Origin of the sequence: Pantoea sp. AS-PWVM4 (assembly GCF_000468095.1) — a bacterium.
Taxonomy (GTDB): Bacteria; Pseudomonadota; Gammaproteobacteria; order Enterobacterales; family Enterobacteriaceae; genus Pantoea; species Pantoea phytobeneficialis.
In genome coordinates, this window is the sequence record NZ_ASZC01000003.1 from 246219 (window position 1) to 261136 (window position 14918).

Sequence of the window (14918 nt, forward strand, 5' to 3'; positions counted from 1 at the left end):
CCGCATGACACAGGCAATTGAGACGCTGGATAAACTGTTCAACCCACAGGGCGCGACCGGCCAGGATGGGGTGGTGTGGCTGGTGGGGGCAGGACCGGGCGATGTCGAGTTGCTGACGTTGAAAGCGCTTCGGTTGATTAAAGTGGCCGATGTGGTGGTGTATGACCGACTGGTGAGTGATGAGGTGATGGCAGAGGTGCCGGCGGGAACGCTGGCGATCGACGTCGGCAAAAAGCCGGGGAGTCATGGATTAAAGCAGGGACAGATTAACCAGTTGTTGGTGGATCTGGCGCGCAGTGGACGCAACGTGGTGCGGCTCAAAGGGGGCGATCCCTTTATTTTTGGCCGGGGTGGCGAAGAGATGGCATTTTTGCAGCAGGCGGGGATTGCTTGTCAGGTGGTACCCGGCATTACGGCCGCGGCGGGTTGCGCGGCTGCCAGTGGCATTCCGCTCACCCATCGTGATTGCGCGCAATCCTTGCGTCTGATCACCGGTCACGGCAAATCCGGCGAGCCATGCCTGGAGGATAAAAGTCTGGCAGCGGATAACCAGACGCTGGTGTTCTACATGGGGCTGAAGTGGAGCAGTAGCATCAGCAGCCAGTTAATGGCGCAGGGGCGTGATGCGGCTACCCCAGTCGCCATCATTGAAAACGGCACCAGAGCTGACCAGCGGGTGCTGATCACTACGCTGACTCAACTAAGCGAGACGGTGGCACGCGAACAGCCTCAGTCACCGGCGTTATTGCTGGTGGGCGAGGTGGTGCGGTTTTATCAAGAAGCCAGCATCCGGGCGACTGAAACTCACATAAGCCCGTAGCGGCGCGATTTATCGCGCAATTCCGTGCATCGTGCCGGAAAAGACGCGCGATGAATCGCGCCGCGACGAGATCTGTGCTGGCGACAATTTCCCTTATGGCTAAATAAACTGACGTTTTCTCCCCTTAATCCACGCTTTAGCTTCGTCGCCTTTTGGCATTCTATGCTCAGAATTCCTGCCAGCAGAGGTATGCCGTGGCTGACGAGAGTAGCGACGAGGACAAAACAGAATCGCCCACAGCGCACCGACTTGAAAAAGCACGGCAGGATGGGCAGATTCCGCGTTCGCGCGAGCTGACATCGTTATTGATGATGTTGTCCGGCATCATGATTCTGTGGCTGGGCGGCACCAGCATCGCACGTCGTCTGGCTTCGATGGTGGCGACCGGTTTTCGTTTTGATCATGGCATGGTAACCGATGACAAGGTGATCGTGGCGCATATCAGCAGTCTGATTGGTCAGGCGGTACTGGCCGTGCTGCCGCTGATGGCCGGACTGGTGCTGGTGGCGATCGCGGCCCCCATGCTGCTGGGCGGCATTGTGATCAGCGGCAAATCCCTCAGTCCGGATTTCACCAAACTCAACCCGTTAAGCGGCCTGAAGCGCATGGTTTCCGGGCAGACCTGGGCGGAGTTGTTGAAGGCGATCCTGAAAGCGGTGTTAGTGGGTACGGTGGCGGGTTGGTACATCTGGTCGCACTGGCCGGAGATGCTGCGTTTAATCAGCGAATCCCCGATGAATGCGCTGGAACATGGCATGAACATGATTGCCATCTGTTGTGCGCTGGTGATGCTTGGCTTGATCCCGATGGTGGGATTTGACGTTTTCTGGCAGTTGTACAGCTACTTCAAAAAGTTACGTATGTCGCGCCAGGATATCCGCGATGAATTTAAACAGCAGGAGGGCGATCCGCACGTCAAAGGGCGTATTCGCCAGGCCATGCGCGCGGCGGCTCGCCGCCGCATGATGGCTGACGTCCCGAAGGCGGATGTGATTGTCACCAACCCGACACACTACTCCGTGGCTCTGCAATATAACGACAAGAAGATGAGCGCCCCGAAGGTGGTTGCTAAAGGTGCCGGAGAAGTGGCGCTGAAAATTCGTGAACTGGGCAAGGAACATCGCGTCCCGATTCTTGAGGCACCGCCGTTGGCGCGTGCGCTGTACCGCCATACCGAAATTGGTCAGTTCATTCCCGGCGCGCTGTATGCGGCGGTAGCGGAAGTGCTGGCGTGGGTCTGGCAGCTGCGACGCTGGAAGCGTGAAGGCGGCCTGATACCGAAGAAACCTCATAATCTGTCGGTCCCGGCAGAGATGGACATTCCAGGAGAGAACAGAAACGATGGCTAATCTGGCCGAAAAGCTGCGGTTACCGGGCAATTTTAAAGACACGCAATGGCAGGTACTGGCCGGTCCGGTGCTGATCATGATGATTCTGTCGATGATGGTGCTGCCTTTACCGGCGTTCATCCTTGACCTGCTGTTCACCTTCAATATTGCGTTGTCCATTATGGTGTTGCTGGTGGCGATGTTCACCCAGCGCACGCTGGATTTTGCCGCATTCCCCACCATTCTGCTGTTCTCTACGTTGTTACGCCTGGCGTTGAACGTGGCCTCCACCCGTATCATCCTGCTGGATGGTCACACTGGCGCGGCCGCCGCAGGTCGCGTGGTTGAAGCCTTTGGTCACTTCCTGGTCGGCGGCAACTTCGCCATCGGTATCGTGGTGTTCATCATCCTGGTGATCATCAACTTTATGGTCATCACCAAAGGTGCCGGACGTATCGCCGAAGTCGGGGCGCGTTTTGTGCTCGATGGGATGCCGGGTAAGCAGATGGCGATCGATGCCGACCTCAACGCCGGTCTGATTCGTGAAGATGAAGCGAAGAAGCGTCGCGCAGAAGTGACGCAGGAAGCCGACTTCTACGGTTCAATGGACGGTGCCAGTAAGTTTGTGCGTGGTGATGCCATCGCCGGGATCATGATCATGGTGATTAACGTCATCGGTGGTCTGCTGGTGGGCGTGGTGCAGCATGGTCTGGATCTGGGGCACGCGGCGGAAACCTATACGCTGCTGACCATCGGTGACGGTCTGGTGGCGCAGATCCCGGCGCTGGTCATCTCTACCGCCGCCGGTGTTATCGTCACGCGCGTCAGCACCGATCAGGATGTGGGCGAGCAGATGGTCGGGCAGCTGTTTAACAATCCGCGCGTGCTGATGCTGAGTGCCGGGGTTATTGGTCTGCTGGGCCTGGTGCCGGGCATGCCGAACTTTGTCTTTCTGCTGTTTACCGCTGCGTTGCTGGGACTGGCCTGGTGGCTGCGTGGACGTCAGATGCAGCCGAAGAAACAGCCAGAAGCGTCCAGCGTGGTGAAAAATCAGGAAACCCCGGCGACAGTGGAAGCCTCCTGGACCGATGTCCAGTTGGAAGATTCGCTGGGGATGGAAGTAGGCTATCGTCTGATCCCGATGGTCGATCACCTGCAAAATGGTGAGCTGCTGGGACGTATTCGTAGTATCCGTAAAAAAGTGGCGCAGGAGGTCGGTTTCCTGCCGCCGGTGGTGCATATTCGCGACAATATGGAACTGCCGCCTGCGCGCTACCGTATTCTGATGAAAGGGGTAGAGATTGGCAGCGGTGATGCCTATCCGGGACGCTGGATGGCGATTAACCCGGGTACCGCAGCAGGCACCTTGCCGGGTGAAGCCACCGTCGATCCGGCCTTTGGTCTGGCCGCGATCTGGATCGACAGCGCGCTGAAAGAACAGGCACAGATTCAGGGCTTCACGGTGGTGGAAGCCAGTACCGTGGTGGCGACACACTTGAATCATCTGATCGGTCAATACGCCAGCGAGCTGTTTGGTCGTCAGGAAGCGCAGCAACTGTTGGATCGTGTCACGCAGGAAATGCCGAAACTGACCGAAGATTTGGTGCCGGGCGTGATCACCCTGACCACGCTGCACAAGGTGTTGCAGAATTTGCTGACCGAACGTGTGTCAATTCGCGATATGCGTACCATTATTGAAACCCTGGCGGAGCATGCGCCGGTGCAGACTGATGCGCAGGAGCTGACCAGCGTGGTGCGTGTGGCGCTGGGCCGTGCGATCACCCAGCAGTGGTTCCCGGGTAACGGCGAAGTGCAGGTGATTGGCCTGGATGCGACGCTGGAACGTCTGCTGTTGCAGGCGTTGCAGGGCGGTGGCGGTCTGGAGCCGGGTCTGGCTGACCGTCTGTTGCATCAGGCGCAGGATGCGCTGCAACGTCAGGAGATGCTGGGAGCACCGCCGGTGCTGCTGGTGAACCATCCGCTACGTGCGTTGTTGGCACGCTTCCTGCGTCGCAATCTGCCTCAGCTGGTGGTGCTCTCCAATATGGAGCTGACGGATAATCGTCAGATCCGTATGACCGCCACCATCGGAGGCAAATAAAATGCGCCGTGCGTGGCCGGGATTATTTCTGCTGCTGCCCTTGTGGGCGGTGGCTGCCGAGGGAGCATGGCATGCCAGCGCCAGTGGACCGAGTCTCGGGGCGCGTGGCAACTGGCTAAGCTCGCCACCGCTGCGCGCTGCTGGCCCGGTGCAGGGCGTTATCTCTCAGGTAAGTTGGCGTTATAAGCTGAGTCGTCCCGCCCCGTCAGGGCTGGTGGTCCGGCTGTGTGCCAACCAGCGTTGCGTGTTGCTGGACGGCGCCAGCGGCACCACGCGCGGGCTGGCACATGTCGCTGCCGATGAAACCCTGCATCTGGCGTTTGGTTTTAATGGCCGGGGAGCGATGCCACCGGGTTTGCGCGTGGTGAGCAGCGAAGTGACGGTGAATTATCAGTAGCCAATAAAAAACCCGCCGGTTGGCGGGTTTTTCGTATTACATACGCTCGACGGTTTTGATACCCAGGGTATCAAGACCTTGTTTGAGGGTTTTCGCGGTAAGCGCCGCCAGTTGCAGACGGCTGTTGCGCACCTGCTCATCTTCCGCCGCCAGAATCGGGCAATGTTCATAGAAGCCAGAGAACAGGCCAGCCAGATCGTAAAGATAAGCACACATCACATGCGGCGTGCCATCGCGTGCCACCAGGGTGATCACTTCTTCGAATTGCAGCAGTCGGGTCGCCAGTTGGGCTTCACGCTCTTCAGACAGAATGATGTTGCCTTGCAGGCTGTCGGCATCGATACCGGCTTTGCGGAACACCGACAGCACGCGGGTGTAGGCATACTGCATGTAAGGCGCGGTGTTGCCTTCAAAGGCCAACATATTATCCCAGTCGAAAATGTAATCGGTGGTGCGGCTTTTTGACAGGTCGGCATATTTCACCGCACCAATACCTACCACTTCCGCCAGCGCCTGTAACTCGTCGGCAGACATTTCCGGGTTTTTCTCGCTCACCAACGCCAGCGCGCGTTCCACCGCTTCATCCAGCAGGTCGGCCAGTTTGATGGTGCCGCCGCTACGGGTTTTGAACGGACGGCCATCTTTGCCCAGCATCATGCCGAACGCGTGGTGTTCAAGCGGCACCGATTCCGGTACATAACCGGCTTTGCGTACGATGGTCCAGGCTTGTTGCAGGTGCTGATGCTGACGTGAATCGATGTAGTACAGCACGCGGTCAGCATGCAGGGTTTCATAACGGTATTTCGCGCAGGCGATGTCGGTGGTGGTGTAGAGGTAACCGCCATCTTTCTTCTGCACGATGACCCCCATAGGTTCGCCTTCCTTGTTTTTGAATTCATCAAGGAACACCACGGTTGCGCCTTCGCTGATCACTGCCAGACCTTTTTCTTTCAGATCAGCAACGATGCCCGGCAGCATATCGTTGTACAGGCTTTCACCCATCACATCTTTGCGCGTCAGGGTGACGTTCAGACGGTCATAAACTTTCTGGTTCTGACTCATGGTGATGTCGACCAGCTTCTTCCACATGGTACGGCAATACTCATCGCCACCCTGCAATTTCACCACATAGCCACGGGCACGTTCCGCGAAGGCTTCATCTTCGTCATAGGTGCGTTTGGCTTCGCGATAAAAGGCTTCGAGGTCGGCCAGCGCGATATCTTCATGATGCTCGCTCTGCTGTTTCTCCAGATAAGCGATCAACATGCCGAACTGCGTACCCCAGTCGCCAACGTGGTTAGCGCGGATGACATGATGGCCGAGGAACTCCAGCGTACGCACCGCAGCATCACCGATGATGGTGGAACGGACGTGGCCGACGTGCATCTCTTTCGCGACGTTGGGGGCAGAATAGTCGACGACAATGGTTTGCGCCGCCACGTTGCTGACGCCAAGACGCGGTAAGTTCAGCGCCTGCGCGGCCTGGTCAGCCAGCCACTGGTGATCAAGGAAAATGTTGATAAAACCCGGCCCGGCGATTTCAACCTTGCTGGCAATGCCGTGCAGATCGAGATGCTGGATCACCTGTTCAGCCAACTGACGCGGTGCCTGACCGAGCTTTTTCGCCACGGCCATGATACCGTTCGCCTGGTAGTCGCCGAATTGCACTTTAGCGGACTGACGTACCTGTGGTTCGCAATCGACAGGCGCACCTGCCGCGATCATTGCCTGACCGACTTTGTCGGAAAGAAGAGCCTGAATATTCACCGCGTTACCTTCATATGCTGAAATTGCTCGCCTGCCATGTGCGAGCCGATGTCGTCATCCCGCAGAGGCGCTGTTGGGCGGGCGGGACGGAAAAAATAAGAGGGGAAGTATACGTGAAATGTTAGAGTGCGTCAGCTATCGGATAGACGCCGGAATCAGGCAGGGAAACTCCAGCGCCGATTAACGGCGCCGTTGAAAGCGACGAGGATTTTTGACGCTTTTGTCTTCACGTACCTTCCAGTGGCGGGAAATAGCAAATCCCATCAATGCAATCAGGACCGCGACAACAATGAGCATAGACATAGGGCCATTCCTTTAATTTGTGTAGCCACAAATTTATAAGAAAGGATTTCAGGCTGCAATTGTTCGCAGGCTAAATAAGACTTATCTCATTGTATTAATTATTGTTATATTAAACATGTCGTTAAGGTACTTTCATAAAGTAACAACTGGACCTGTGCCTGCGATTAATCCTAATTCAAAGGCACTTTTATACGGTTTTTCGGGGATTTTGCGGCTAAATCAGAGGATTCCGACTATTTTGCCGTCAGAAGCTCTGGAAAAGCAATGTGCTGGATTGATTAAAATATTTAAACTGATAGCGGAGTAATTGACGCATGACGATGATTTTTCCTTCAGAACTGAAGGATTTGGAACAAGACCTGCTGCGCTTTGAACAGGCATTGCAGCAATTTGCTGAACGTTTAGGTCTGCAACTGAATGAACACGACGCCGATCATGTGGCCGTTCGTTGCCATCAATACGCGACAGCGGAGCGCTGGAAGCAAGGTTTGCTGCAAATCGGTAGCCAGTTCTCTGAAGCGATGATCAATGGTCGTCCGATTTGTTTGTTCAAACTGCATCAGCCGCTGCAACTGGCGGGATGGCAGATCGATGTGATTGAGTTGCCGTGGCCGGGGGAAAAACTTTATCGCCACGAGGGCTGGGAACATGTGGAAATTGTGCTGCGTGGTGAACCGGACACGCTGGGCATGCGGGCGATGGCGCTGCTGGCCGATGAGGCATTGACGCAGCCTGGCATCTCCTTCAAAACCAGCGCCCCGCAGGGCGAAAAGGAGCGTCTGCCCAATCCGACCCTGGCGGTCACGGATGGGCAAACAACCATCAAATTTCATCCGTGGCGACTGGAAGAGATCGTCGCCAGCGAGCAAGACTAGCGCCGTGCAGCGATCGCCCGTTGCAGCCGCGCGATCGCTTCCTCCAGCGTGGCGCGGGTACAGCCGAAATTAAAGCGCACGAAGCGGCCATCACCAAAATCGTGCCCTGGCGAGAACCCCAGACCGTGCTGTTCGAAATAACCCGTCGGGTTATCGACACCCAGCCCGCTGGCATCGATCCAGCCAAGATAAGTCGCTTCGGGCGCGACCATACTCAGTCCCGGCAACGCATTCACCTGCTCAACCAGCCGGTCGCGGTTGGCGCGCAGATAGGCGATCTGCGCCGCCAGCCAGTCATCTCCGCCGCGCCATGCGGCTTCTGCGGCCACCAATGCCAGGATATCCACGCCGGGCACAATCCCCTGACGTGTTTGTTTAAAGCGCTTGCGCAATTCCGGGTTGGGGATGATCGCCATTGAGGCACCAAGACCCGCGATGTTGAAGGTTTTTGAAGGGGAAATCAGCGTAATGCTGCGCTGGGCTGCATCCTCGCTTAAGGTGGCAAAGGGAATATGCTCCACGCCTGGAGTGAGAAGCAAATCACAATGAATTTCATCGGAGCAGACAATCAAATCGTGCTGTTGGGCAAAAGCCAGTTGTGCCAGCAGTTCTGAACGGCGATAGACCGTGCCGCCGGGATTTTGCGGATTACACAGCATCAATAAACGTTCATTGCCCTGCAATCTTTCAGGGGCAGTGTGTAAATCCATAAGCCAGCGCTGACCTTCTAATCGCAACGGCAGACTGATCTGCGCGCGTTCAGCCAGTTTCGCCGCCGCGCGAAACGGTGGATAAATGGGTGCCGGTGCGACCGTGCTTTGTTCGGAGTCGGTAAATGCACGGACCGAAAGATTGAGGCCGCATACCACGCCTGGCAGCAAGACAATCCACTCCGGTTGAATGCGCCAGCCATAACGCTGCTCAAGGCGGGATATTGTGATATCTATCAAACCGCTGGGGGTGTCGCCATAACCAAAAACCCCATGCTCAGCGCGCTGCTTTATCGCTTCAATAACGCATTCAGGGGAGCGAAAATCGGTATCCGCAACCCAGAGTGGCAGTACATCCTGATCGCCATATTTGTGCCATTTCAAACTATCGCTGTGACGACGGTCTATCCATTGGTCAAAATTGAATGCCATAGTGAGTTTTCCACGTAAACTGTCTCCAATGAGCAGACTAACTTAAGCAATCTTCCCGAGCCAGCTGTCATGTAAAGGAGAAAAGTATGACGAAACTGGAAATATGCTGCTACGGCATCGACTGTGCAATGACTGCGCAGCTGTCCGGTGCTGACCGTCTGGAGCTGTGCAGCGCGCCACGCGAAGGCGGGTTAACCCCATCCGCAGGGGTGCTGGAAGCCGTACGACGAGAAATTACCATTCCGGTCCATCCGATTGTTCGGCCACGCGGCGGCGATTTTTGCTACACCGACCGTGAGTTTGAAACCATGAAGTCGGATGTGGCGCTGATACGCGAGCTGGGTTTCCCTGGGCTGGTGATTGGTATGCTGGACGAAGATGCCCATGTGGATATCGCCCGGATGCGGCAGATTATGGCGCTGTGCGATGGGATGGCGGTGACCTTCCATCGCGCCTTTGATTTGTGCCACAGCCCGAAACGCGCGCTTGAAGTGTTAACTGATCTGGGTATCGCGCGGATACTGACTTCGGGCCAGCAGCAAAGTGCGGAAACCGGAATTCCATTATTACGGGAACTTAATGAACAGAGTAGCGGTCCAATTATTATGGCAGGGGCTGGCGTCCGTTTAAGCAACCTGCAAAAGTTTCTCGATAGTGGTTTGCAGGAGGTTCACAGCTCGGCCAGCCGCTTAGTTGCTTCTCCGATGCGCTACCGTAAAGCGGGTGTATCGATGTGTTCAGAAGCGGAAAACGATGAATTCAGCCGCTATTGCGTTGATGGTGATGTGGTTGAAGCCATGAAAAGCATGATGCAAATGAACAGCATCCGGGTCGCCTGACATCGTACCATTTTTGCCGCACAGCACGCCGATAGCCTGACGTGATGTTTGCAAGTACCAAACCCCAGTCTTCTTGCTGGGGTTCTTTTTATCAAACGCGCTTTAACGACTGCTCATAAATATCAATGGCCGTGGCAATGATAGCCGCCTGCGACACCCCGGTATCACTTGCCAGCAACTCGATACGATCGATGGTTTGCAACGGCAGTTTATAGGTTTTAGGTTTGACACCCCGTTTTTCGTCGCTGCGCTTCTGGATATCACTTGCTGATTGAATCATGCTCAACCCCTTAGTATCGAGTCAGGTAAGGTAGGGTACTACTCGTTTTATTAAGATTGCCTTGGGGAGTTTAGAAGATCGTCCTTGAGAGTAATCTTATGATTAACCAAACTATAGAGGCTTAATCAGGCTTGACTTTATTCAGAAGGGTTCTGCATTGGGATGCTGGATTAAATGCAACATCGATCACGAAAGTGATATTTCCGTGGTGAGACTGGGGTTAAGTAATTAAATCAAAGTATAAATAAACTTTTGCGCTGCGTAATTTGGCCGTTATGCGGTGAATCCCCCTGTGCGGAGGGGCAAAGCCAAGGTTTCTGACGTGTCATGCGGGCCGGGATTGGGGCTTATCCGGCTCACCGGGAGGCACCCGGCACCGCACATCATTCAATTTCAAACAGTTAATCAATACGCACTGGCGGCGGTCTTTCCCTTCCACGGCAATAGCAACTTTTAACCAGGCCATAGCGCATCATGGAAAAAGATGCTTACATTGACGTTAAGGCTATTCACGGATAACCATCATGAAATCCATCTCTTGTGCCGTTTTACTGCTGCTTTTTCCGCTCAGTGGCGCTGCGCTGGCCGTCAGCACGCAATGCCCACCGCTGAGCAAAAATATCACCAATAGCAACAACTGGATCATGCTGGGTGGCAATGCCAAGGGCGCGGTACGTCAGGTTATTGCCGGTGAGTTTGGCAAAGATGTGGATTCACAAAAACGGATTCTGGGGCAGTTTGATCCCTGCGGTGATTTGATGGTGGCAGATATCACTTACGATAAAAGTGAAAGCAATGTCGTCCTCAGCATGGAGCAACATATCGCACGGGTGCAGGGCGGCTGGGTCGCTGAATATGCTTATCTGGTCAAGGTGCTGAAAGAAGGTAAAGAAGTGGTGGTAGATAACCGGCAGGGTACCATCAACTGGCAGATGGGACAGCGCGGAAACATCATCAGCTCGTCGGATAAATTTACCAGCATGGGCAAAGATGGCTTCACCGATACCACCTATCGCTATGACAAACACTTTCGGCTGGAGCGCAGTATCGCGCGCGGCAGCGATGAGCTGACCAACGGCGAGAGTGTCTACAACTGGAATCCACAAGGTCTGGTGACCAGCGCCACCAGCGCACGCAGCAAAGATACCTACACCTACGATAACCAATGGCGTGAGCTACGTCTGAACGGCACGGCCAGCACACCCGTCAGCACCATCCGTTCTGTTGATGAATGTCAGCTATGGGACGAGGTCGGCAACTGCACGCTAAGTTATTTGCATGAAACGGAAGTGTTTGAGAAAGGGACTATCGAGCGCCACCTGAGTTCGGCATATAAATATCAGTATTGGGATAAGCCAACGGAAGAGCAGTAATTGCACCTGAACGTAGCGGCGCGATTTATCGCGCAATTTCGTGCACGATGCAGGAATAATCCGCGCGATAAATCGCGCCGCTACGCAATAACTTATTTCACCGTTTTGCTGAACGCATCGACCGCCAGAATGGCGTTAGCAATATCTTCCGGTGAGAGATGTGGATTGAGGTTTTTGAGCGTATCACCGTCACTGTTCGCCAGCGCGCCGACCCGCACCAGATTCTCCCAGCTTTCACTCTCCAGATGCACCTCTTTCAGGGTGGTAGGCATGTTGATCGAGCGATAGAAACGGATATAGCGGGCAATTTCCTCATCCGGGCGCTGCTCCAGCACCATCTGCGTCAGCGTGCCATAAGCCACTTTCTCGCCGTGCGTCAGATGATGGATATCGCCATCAATGGCGGTAAAGCCATTATGAATGGCGTGCGCGCCCGCCAGTCCGGCATTTTCGAAACCCAGGCCAGAGAGCAGGGTATTGGCTTCCACCACCGCTTCCACCGCAGGCGTCACGCGTTTCTCCGACACGGCGGTCCAGGCACTGAAACCCCAGGTCAGCAACGTTTCTTCACAGGCGCGGGCGATCGCCAGACCGGCGATAGTGGGATCGCCATTGACCATTGATTTGGCATGCGAACGGAGCACCGCCTGGGCTTCAACCCAGGTGGCAAGACCATCAGCAATACCCGAGGCGAACAGGCGCGCCGGTGCAGCGGCACAGACGGCGGTATCCACCAGTACCAGATCCGGGTTTTTGCTGTAGAAGCGATAGCTTTCAAACACGCCGCTATCGGAGTAGATCACCGAAAGCGCGCTACAAGGCGCATCGGTTGACGCGACCGTCGGGACGATGGCGACCGGCAGCTTCAGTTCATCGGCCACCGCTTTTACCGTATCCAGCGTCTTACCGCCGCCCAGCCCGACAATCACGTTACTGCCCTGAGACTGTGCCAGTTGCGTCAGACGGTTGATCTCATTGCTGGACGCCTCACCCTTAAACGCCTGGCGGCTGAACTCGACGCTGGCAGCTTTTAAGGTCTGCTGGGTACGCTCGCCAATCAGCTGCCAGACAATATCATCGGCCACCAGAAACGCGTGATGACCCAGCTCGGCGATATATGACCCCAGTTCATCCAGCACGCCAGCGCCTTGTACATACTTCCGTGGTGAAGAGAAAATAAATTTGCTCATAGCCATAACTCCTTTGGGTTAGAAAAGAGACTGGCACCACACTGACACAGAAGCCTGACGGTAATTTAACCTTTGGTGGCAAGTTGAGAATCATTCTCAATTAATCACGGAAGGTAACTATCGTGTTCACGCAGGCACAGCGTTAAGATGTAGGCCAATTCACCGGGAGTCGGCCATGACGTTACTGATTTCATTTCTGTTTGCCATCACCATCCTCACCTTAACACCGGGTTTCGATACGGCACTGGTGCTGCGTACTGCAGCAGCTCAGGGCTGGCAACGTGCTTCCGCCACCGCGTTTGGCGTGACATTAGGTTGTCTGGCCTGGGGCGTGATGGTGGGGCTGGGGTTGGGCGCGTTACTGCTGGCGTCCGAGATGGCGTATAACCTGCTGAAATGGATCGGGGCGGTATATCTGCTGTGGCTCGGGGTGAAGTTGCTGCTGAATCCGCGCACCCAGGCGCTGGAGGGGCAGCCCAGCGCCACCAAAGAGCAAGGCTTTTTCGCCTGCTTCGTACGCGGTTTACTCGGTAATATGCTGAACCCGAAAGTGGGGGTGTTTTATGTCACTTTTCTGCCGCAGTTTATTCCAGCCGGCGCTTCCGTGCCGTTGTGGTGTACCTTGATGGCGCTGACCCATATGGCGATTGGCCTGGTGTGGAATGCCGTGCTGATTGGCGGTAGCCACTACTTTGCTGCGCATCTGCGCCGTCCGGCGGTAATTAAAGTGATGGACCGACTGACCGGTTGCGTGTTTATCGGGTTCGCCGCGAAGCTGGCGCTGTCGCGGCGTTAAGGCTTACGGTTTGCGGGCTATCAGCACCGCGCGCAGCGGAGCCGGGTAACCTTCTACCGTTTTACTGCTGTCGTGCGGATCCAGGAATTCGGCCAGTGACTCACTGGTCATCCAGTCGGTGCGACGCTGCTCCTCCACCGAGGTGATAGCGTAATCAGCAATGCGCACATCCACAAAGCCACACTTCTCCAGCCAGCTTTTCAGTGCAGCGGCAGACGGAATAAAGTAAACGTTACGCATCTGCGCATAACGTTCACCGGGCACCAGCACCGCGTTCTCATCACCTTCAATCACCAGCGTTTCCAGCACCAACTCCCCCTCGCTGACTAACTGATTTTTCAGTTGCAGCAGATGGTCCAGCGGTGAACGGCGGTGATACAACACGCCCATCGAAAACACGGTATCGAACGCCTGTAGCGCCGGGAGCTGCTCAATGCCGAGCGGCAGCAGATGCGCGCGGCGATCGTCGCCCAACAGTTTACGCACCGCTTCGAACTGACAGAGGAACAACTGCATCGGGTCGATGCCCACCACCAACTGCGCGCCCGCACCGACCATGCGCCACATGTGATAACCGCTACCGCAGCCGACATCCAGCACGGTACGGCCCGCCAGCGGCGAGATATGCGGCAACACGCGCTGCCACTTCCAGTCCGAACGCCATTCGGTGTCGATCTCGGTGCCGTACAGGGAAAACGGCCCTTTGCGCCACGGCATCAAATTACGCAGCAGTTTCTCAATCCCGGCGCGCTGACGCTCGGTTAAATCATCCTGCTGGGCACTGACGCTGTGGAGTAAATCAAGTTTCTGCGGCACCAGCGCCGGAAGGTGTTCAACCGACTTTTCCCAGTTGCGAAAGTGGCCGTGCAAATTTTCACGCTGCCAGGCCGCAACCTGTGCCGGTAACATTTCCAGCCAACTGGCGAGCGGGCCGGTCGCGATTTGTTGATAGAACCTGCCAAAATCAATCATTTCAACGCCACCAGTGAGCCAAAGTTAAAGCACTGGAACCACAACTCTGCGTGACCAAAACCGGCCTGTTTCAGGCGGGCCTTATGGGTTTCTACGCTGTCGGTCAACATCACGTTTTCCAGCATGCTGCGCTTTTGGCTGATCTCCAGCTCGCTGTAGCCATTGGCCCGCTTAAAGTCGTGATGCATGTTAAACAGCAACTCGCCGACTTCAGCATCTTCAAAGCTGAATTTCTCAGACAGCACCAGCGCGCCGCCCGGGTTCAGCCCCTGAGCGATTTTCTCCAGCAGCAGCACGCGTGCATCGGGTTCGAGGAATTGCAACGTAAAGTTCAACACCACCAGGGAGGCGTTTTCGATCGGAATATCGCGGATATCCGCTTCTAACACCTGAACCGGCGTATCGGCACGGAAAGCGTCGATATGACGACGGCAGCGCTCCACCATCGCCGGTGAATTATCGACAGCAATGATCTGGCAACCCGGCACATGGATATTGCGGCGCACCGAAAGCGTCGCCGCACCCAGCGAGCAGCCGAGATCGTAGACCTGGCTGTTGGGCTGGACAAAGCGTTCTGCCAGCATGCCAATCATCGAAATGATGTTGGAATAACCAGGGATCGAGCGCTGAACCATATCAGGAAAGACTTCAGCCACGCGCTCGTCAAAGGTCCAGTCACCCAATTTATTAATGGGCGCGGAAAATAGCGTATCGCGGTCAGACATAATGAAATAT

Annotated in this window: 15 protein-coding genes; 8 read left to right on the plus strand and 7 right to left on the minus strand. The window is 55.5% G+C overall.

Going from position 1 to position 14918, the window contains the following annotated elements; genetic code table 11:
* The first annotated feature begins 4 nt into the window (after window positions 1–4).
* The 4 genes from cobA to L579_RS03735 all read left to right on the plus strand — a co-directional run bounded on the left by cobA (window position 5) and on the right by L579_RS03735 (window position 4646).
* Window positions 5–820 (plus strand): uroporphyrinogen-III C-methyltransferase, encoded by an 816-nt coding sequence (cobA, locus tag L579_RS03720; RefSeq protein WP_021182939.1) that lies wholly within the window; start codon window positions 5–7, stop codon window positions 818–820.
* Between the two features lie 194 nt (window positions 821–1014).
* Entirely contained in the window at window positions 1015–2169 is a 1155-nt protein-coding gene (flhB, locus tag L579_RS03725) for a flagellar biosynthesis protein FlhB (RefSeq protein WP_021182940.1), read from the plus strand.
* Complete coding sequence (flhA, locus tag L579_RS03730) at window positions 2162–4249, plus strand: flagellar biosynthesis protein FlhA (RefSeq protein WP_021182941.1); 2088 nt, start codon at window positions 2162–2164, stop codon at window positions 4247–4249. The genes flhB and flhA overlap by 8 nt, the downstream gene beginning before the upstream one ends.
* A 1-nt stretch (window position 4250) precedes the next feature.
* On the plus strand, window positions 4251–4646 hold the full coding sequence (locus tag L579_RS03735) for a flagellar protein FlhE (RefSeq protein ID WP_021182942.1): 396 nt from the start codon (window positions 4251–4253) through the stop codon (window positions 4644–4646).
* A 36-nt stretch (window positions 4647–4682) separates the two neighbouring features.
* Here the strand turns inward: L579_RS03735 and argS are convergent, their stop codons facing one another.
* Window positions 4683–6413: an arginine--tRNA ligase gene (gene argS / locus L579_RS03740; RefSeq protein ID WP_021182943.1), complete on the minus strand. Its 1731-nt coding sequence runs from the start codon at window positions 6411–6413 to the stop codon at window positions 4683–4685.
* Window positions 6414–6593: 180 nt separating this feature from the next.
* Complete coding sequence (locus L579_RS24270; RefSeq protein WP_013509482.1) at window positions 6594–6716, minus strand: hypothetical protein; 123 nt, start codon at window positions 6714–6716, stop codon at window positions 6594–6596.
* A 314-nt stretch (window positions 6717–7030) separates the two neighbouring features.
* Between L579_RS24270 and L579_RS03745 the strand changes: the two genes are divergently transcribed.
* Window positions 7031–7591, plus strand: coding sequence for a VOC family protein (locus L579_RS03745; RefSeq protein WP_021182944.1), 561 nt, complete (start codon window positions 7031–7033; stop codon window positions 7589–7591).
* Here L579_RS03745 and L579_RS03750 read toward each other — a convergent pair.
* Window positions 7588–8733, minus strand: coding sequence for a MalY/PatB family protein (locus tag L579_RS03750; protein ID WP_021182945.1), 1146 nt, complete (start codon window positions 8731–8733; stop codon window positions 7588–7590). The genes L579_RS03745 and L579_RS03750 overlap by 4 nt on opposite strands.
* An 86-nt stretch (window positions 8734–8819) precedes the next feature.
* On the opposite strand from L579_RS03750, the gene cutC reads away from it, so the two are divergent.
* Window positions 8820–9572 (plus strand): copper homeostasis protein CutC, encoded by a 753-nt coding sequence (cutC, locus tag L579_RS03755; RefSeq protein WP_021182946.1) that lies wholly within the window; start codon window positions 8820–8822, stop codon window positions 9570–9572.
* Window positions 9573–9663: 91 nt separating this feature from the next.
* Here cutC and L579_RS03760 read toward each other — a convergent pair whose 3' ends face one another.
* Entirely contained in the window at window positions 9664–9852 is a 189-nt protein-coding gene (locus L579_RS03760; protein ID WP_021182947.1) for a hypothetical protein, read from the minus strand.
* Window positions 9853–10376: 524 nt separating this feature from the next.
* Here L579_RS03760 and L579_RS03765 point away from each other — a divergent pair.
* Window positions 10377–11225 carry a hypothetical protein gene (locus tag L579_RS03765; RefSeq protein WP_021182948.1) on the plus strand — a complete coding sequence of 283 codons (849 nt, stop codon included), beginning with the start codon at window positions 10377–10379 and terminating at the stop codon, window positions 11223–11225.
* 92 nt (window positions 11226–11317) lie between these two features.
* Here the strand turns inward: L579_RS03765 and L579_RS03770 are convergent, their stop codons facing one another.
* On the minus strand, window positions 11318–12415 hold the full coding sequence (locus L579_RS03770; protein WP_021182949.1) for a glycerol dehydrogenase: 1098 nt from the start codon (window positions 12413–12415) through the stop codon (window positions 11318–11320).
* Window positions 12416–12590: 175 nt separating this feature from the next.
* On the opposite strand from L579_RS03770, the gene L579_RS03775 reads away from it, so the two are divergent.
* Window positions 12591–13211 (plus strand): LysE family translocator, encoded by a 621-nt coding sequence (locus tag L579_RS03775; protein WP_021182950.1) that lies wholly within the window; start codon window positions 12591–12593, stop codon window positions 13209–13211.
* A 3-nt stretch (window positions 13212–13214) separates the two neighbouring features.
* On the opposite strand, the gene cmoB is transcribed toward L579_RS03775, so the two are convergent.
* Together cmoB and cmoA are read right to left on the minus strand one after the other, a co-directional pair.
* Complete coding sequence (gene cmoB / locus L579_RS03780) at window positions 13215–14183, minus strand: tRNA 5-methoxyuridine(34)/uridine 5-oxyacetic acid(34) synthase CmoB (protein WP_021182951.1); 969 nt, start codon at window positions 14181–14183, stop codon at window positions 13215–13217.
* A complete protein-coding gene (gene cmoA, locus L579_RS03785; RefSeq protein ID WP_013509473.1) occupies window positions 14180–14908 on the minus strand; it encodes a carboxy-S-adenosyl-L-methionine synthase CmoA in 729 nt (242 codons plus the stop codon). The genes cmoB and cmoA overlap by 4 nt, the downstream gene beginning before the upstream one ends.
* Window positions 14909–14918 lie beyond the last annotated feature (10 nt).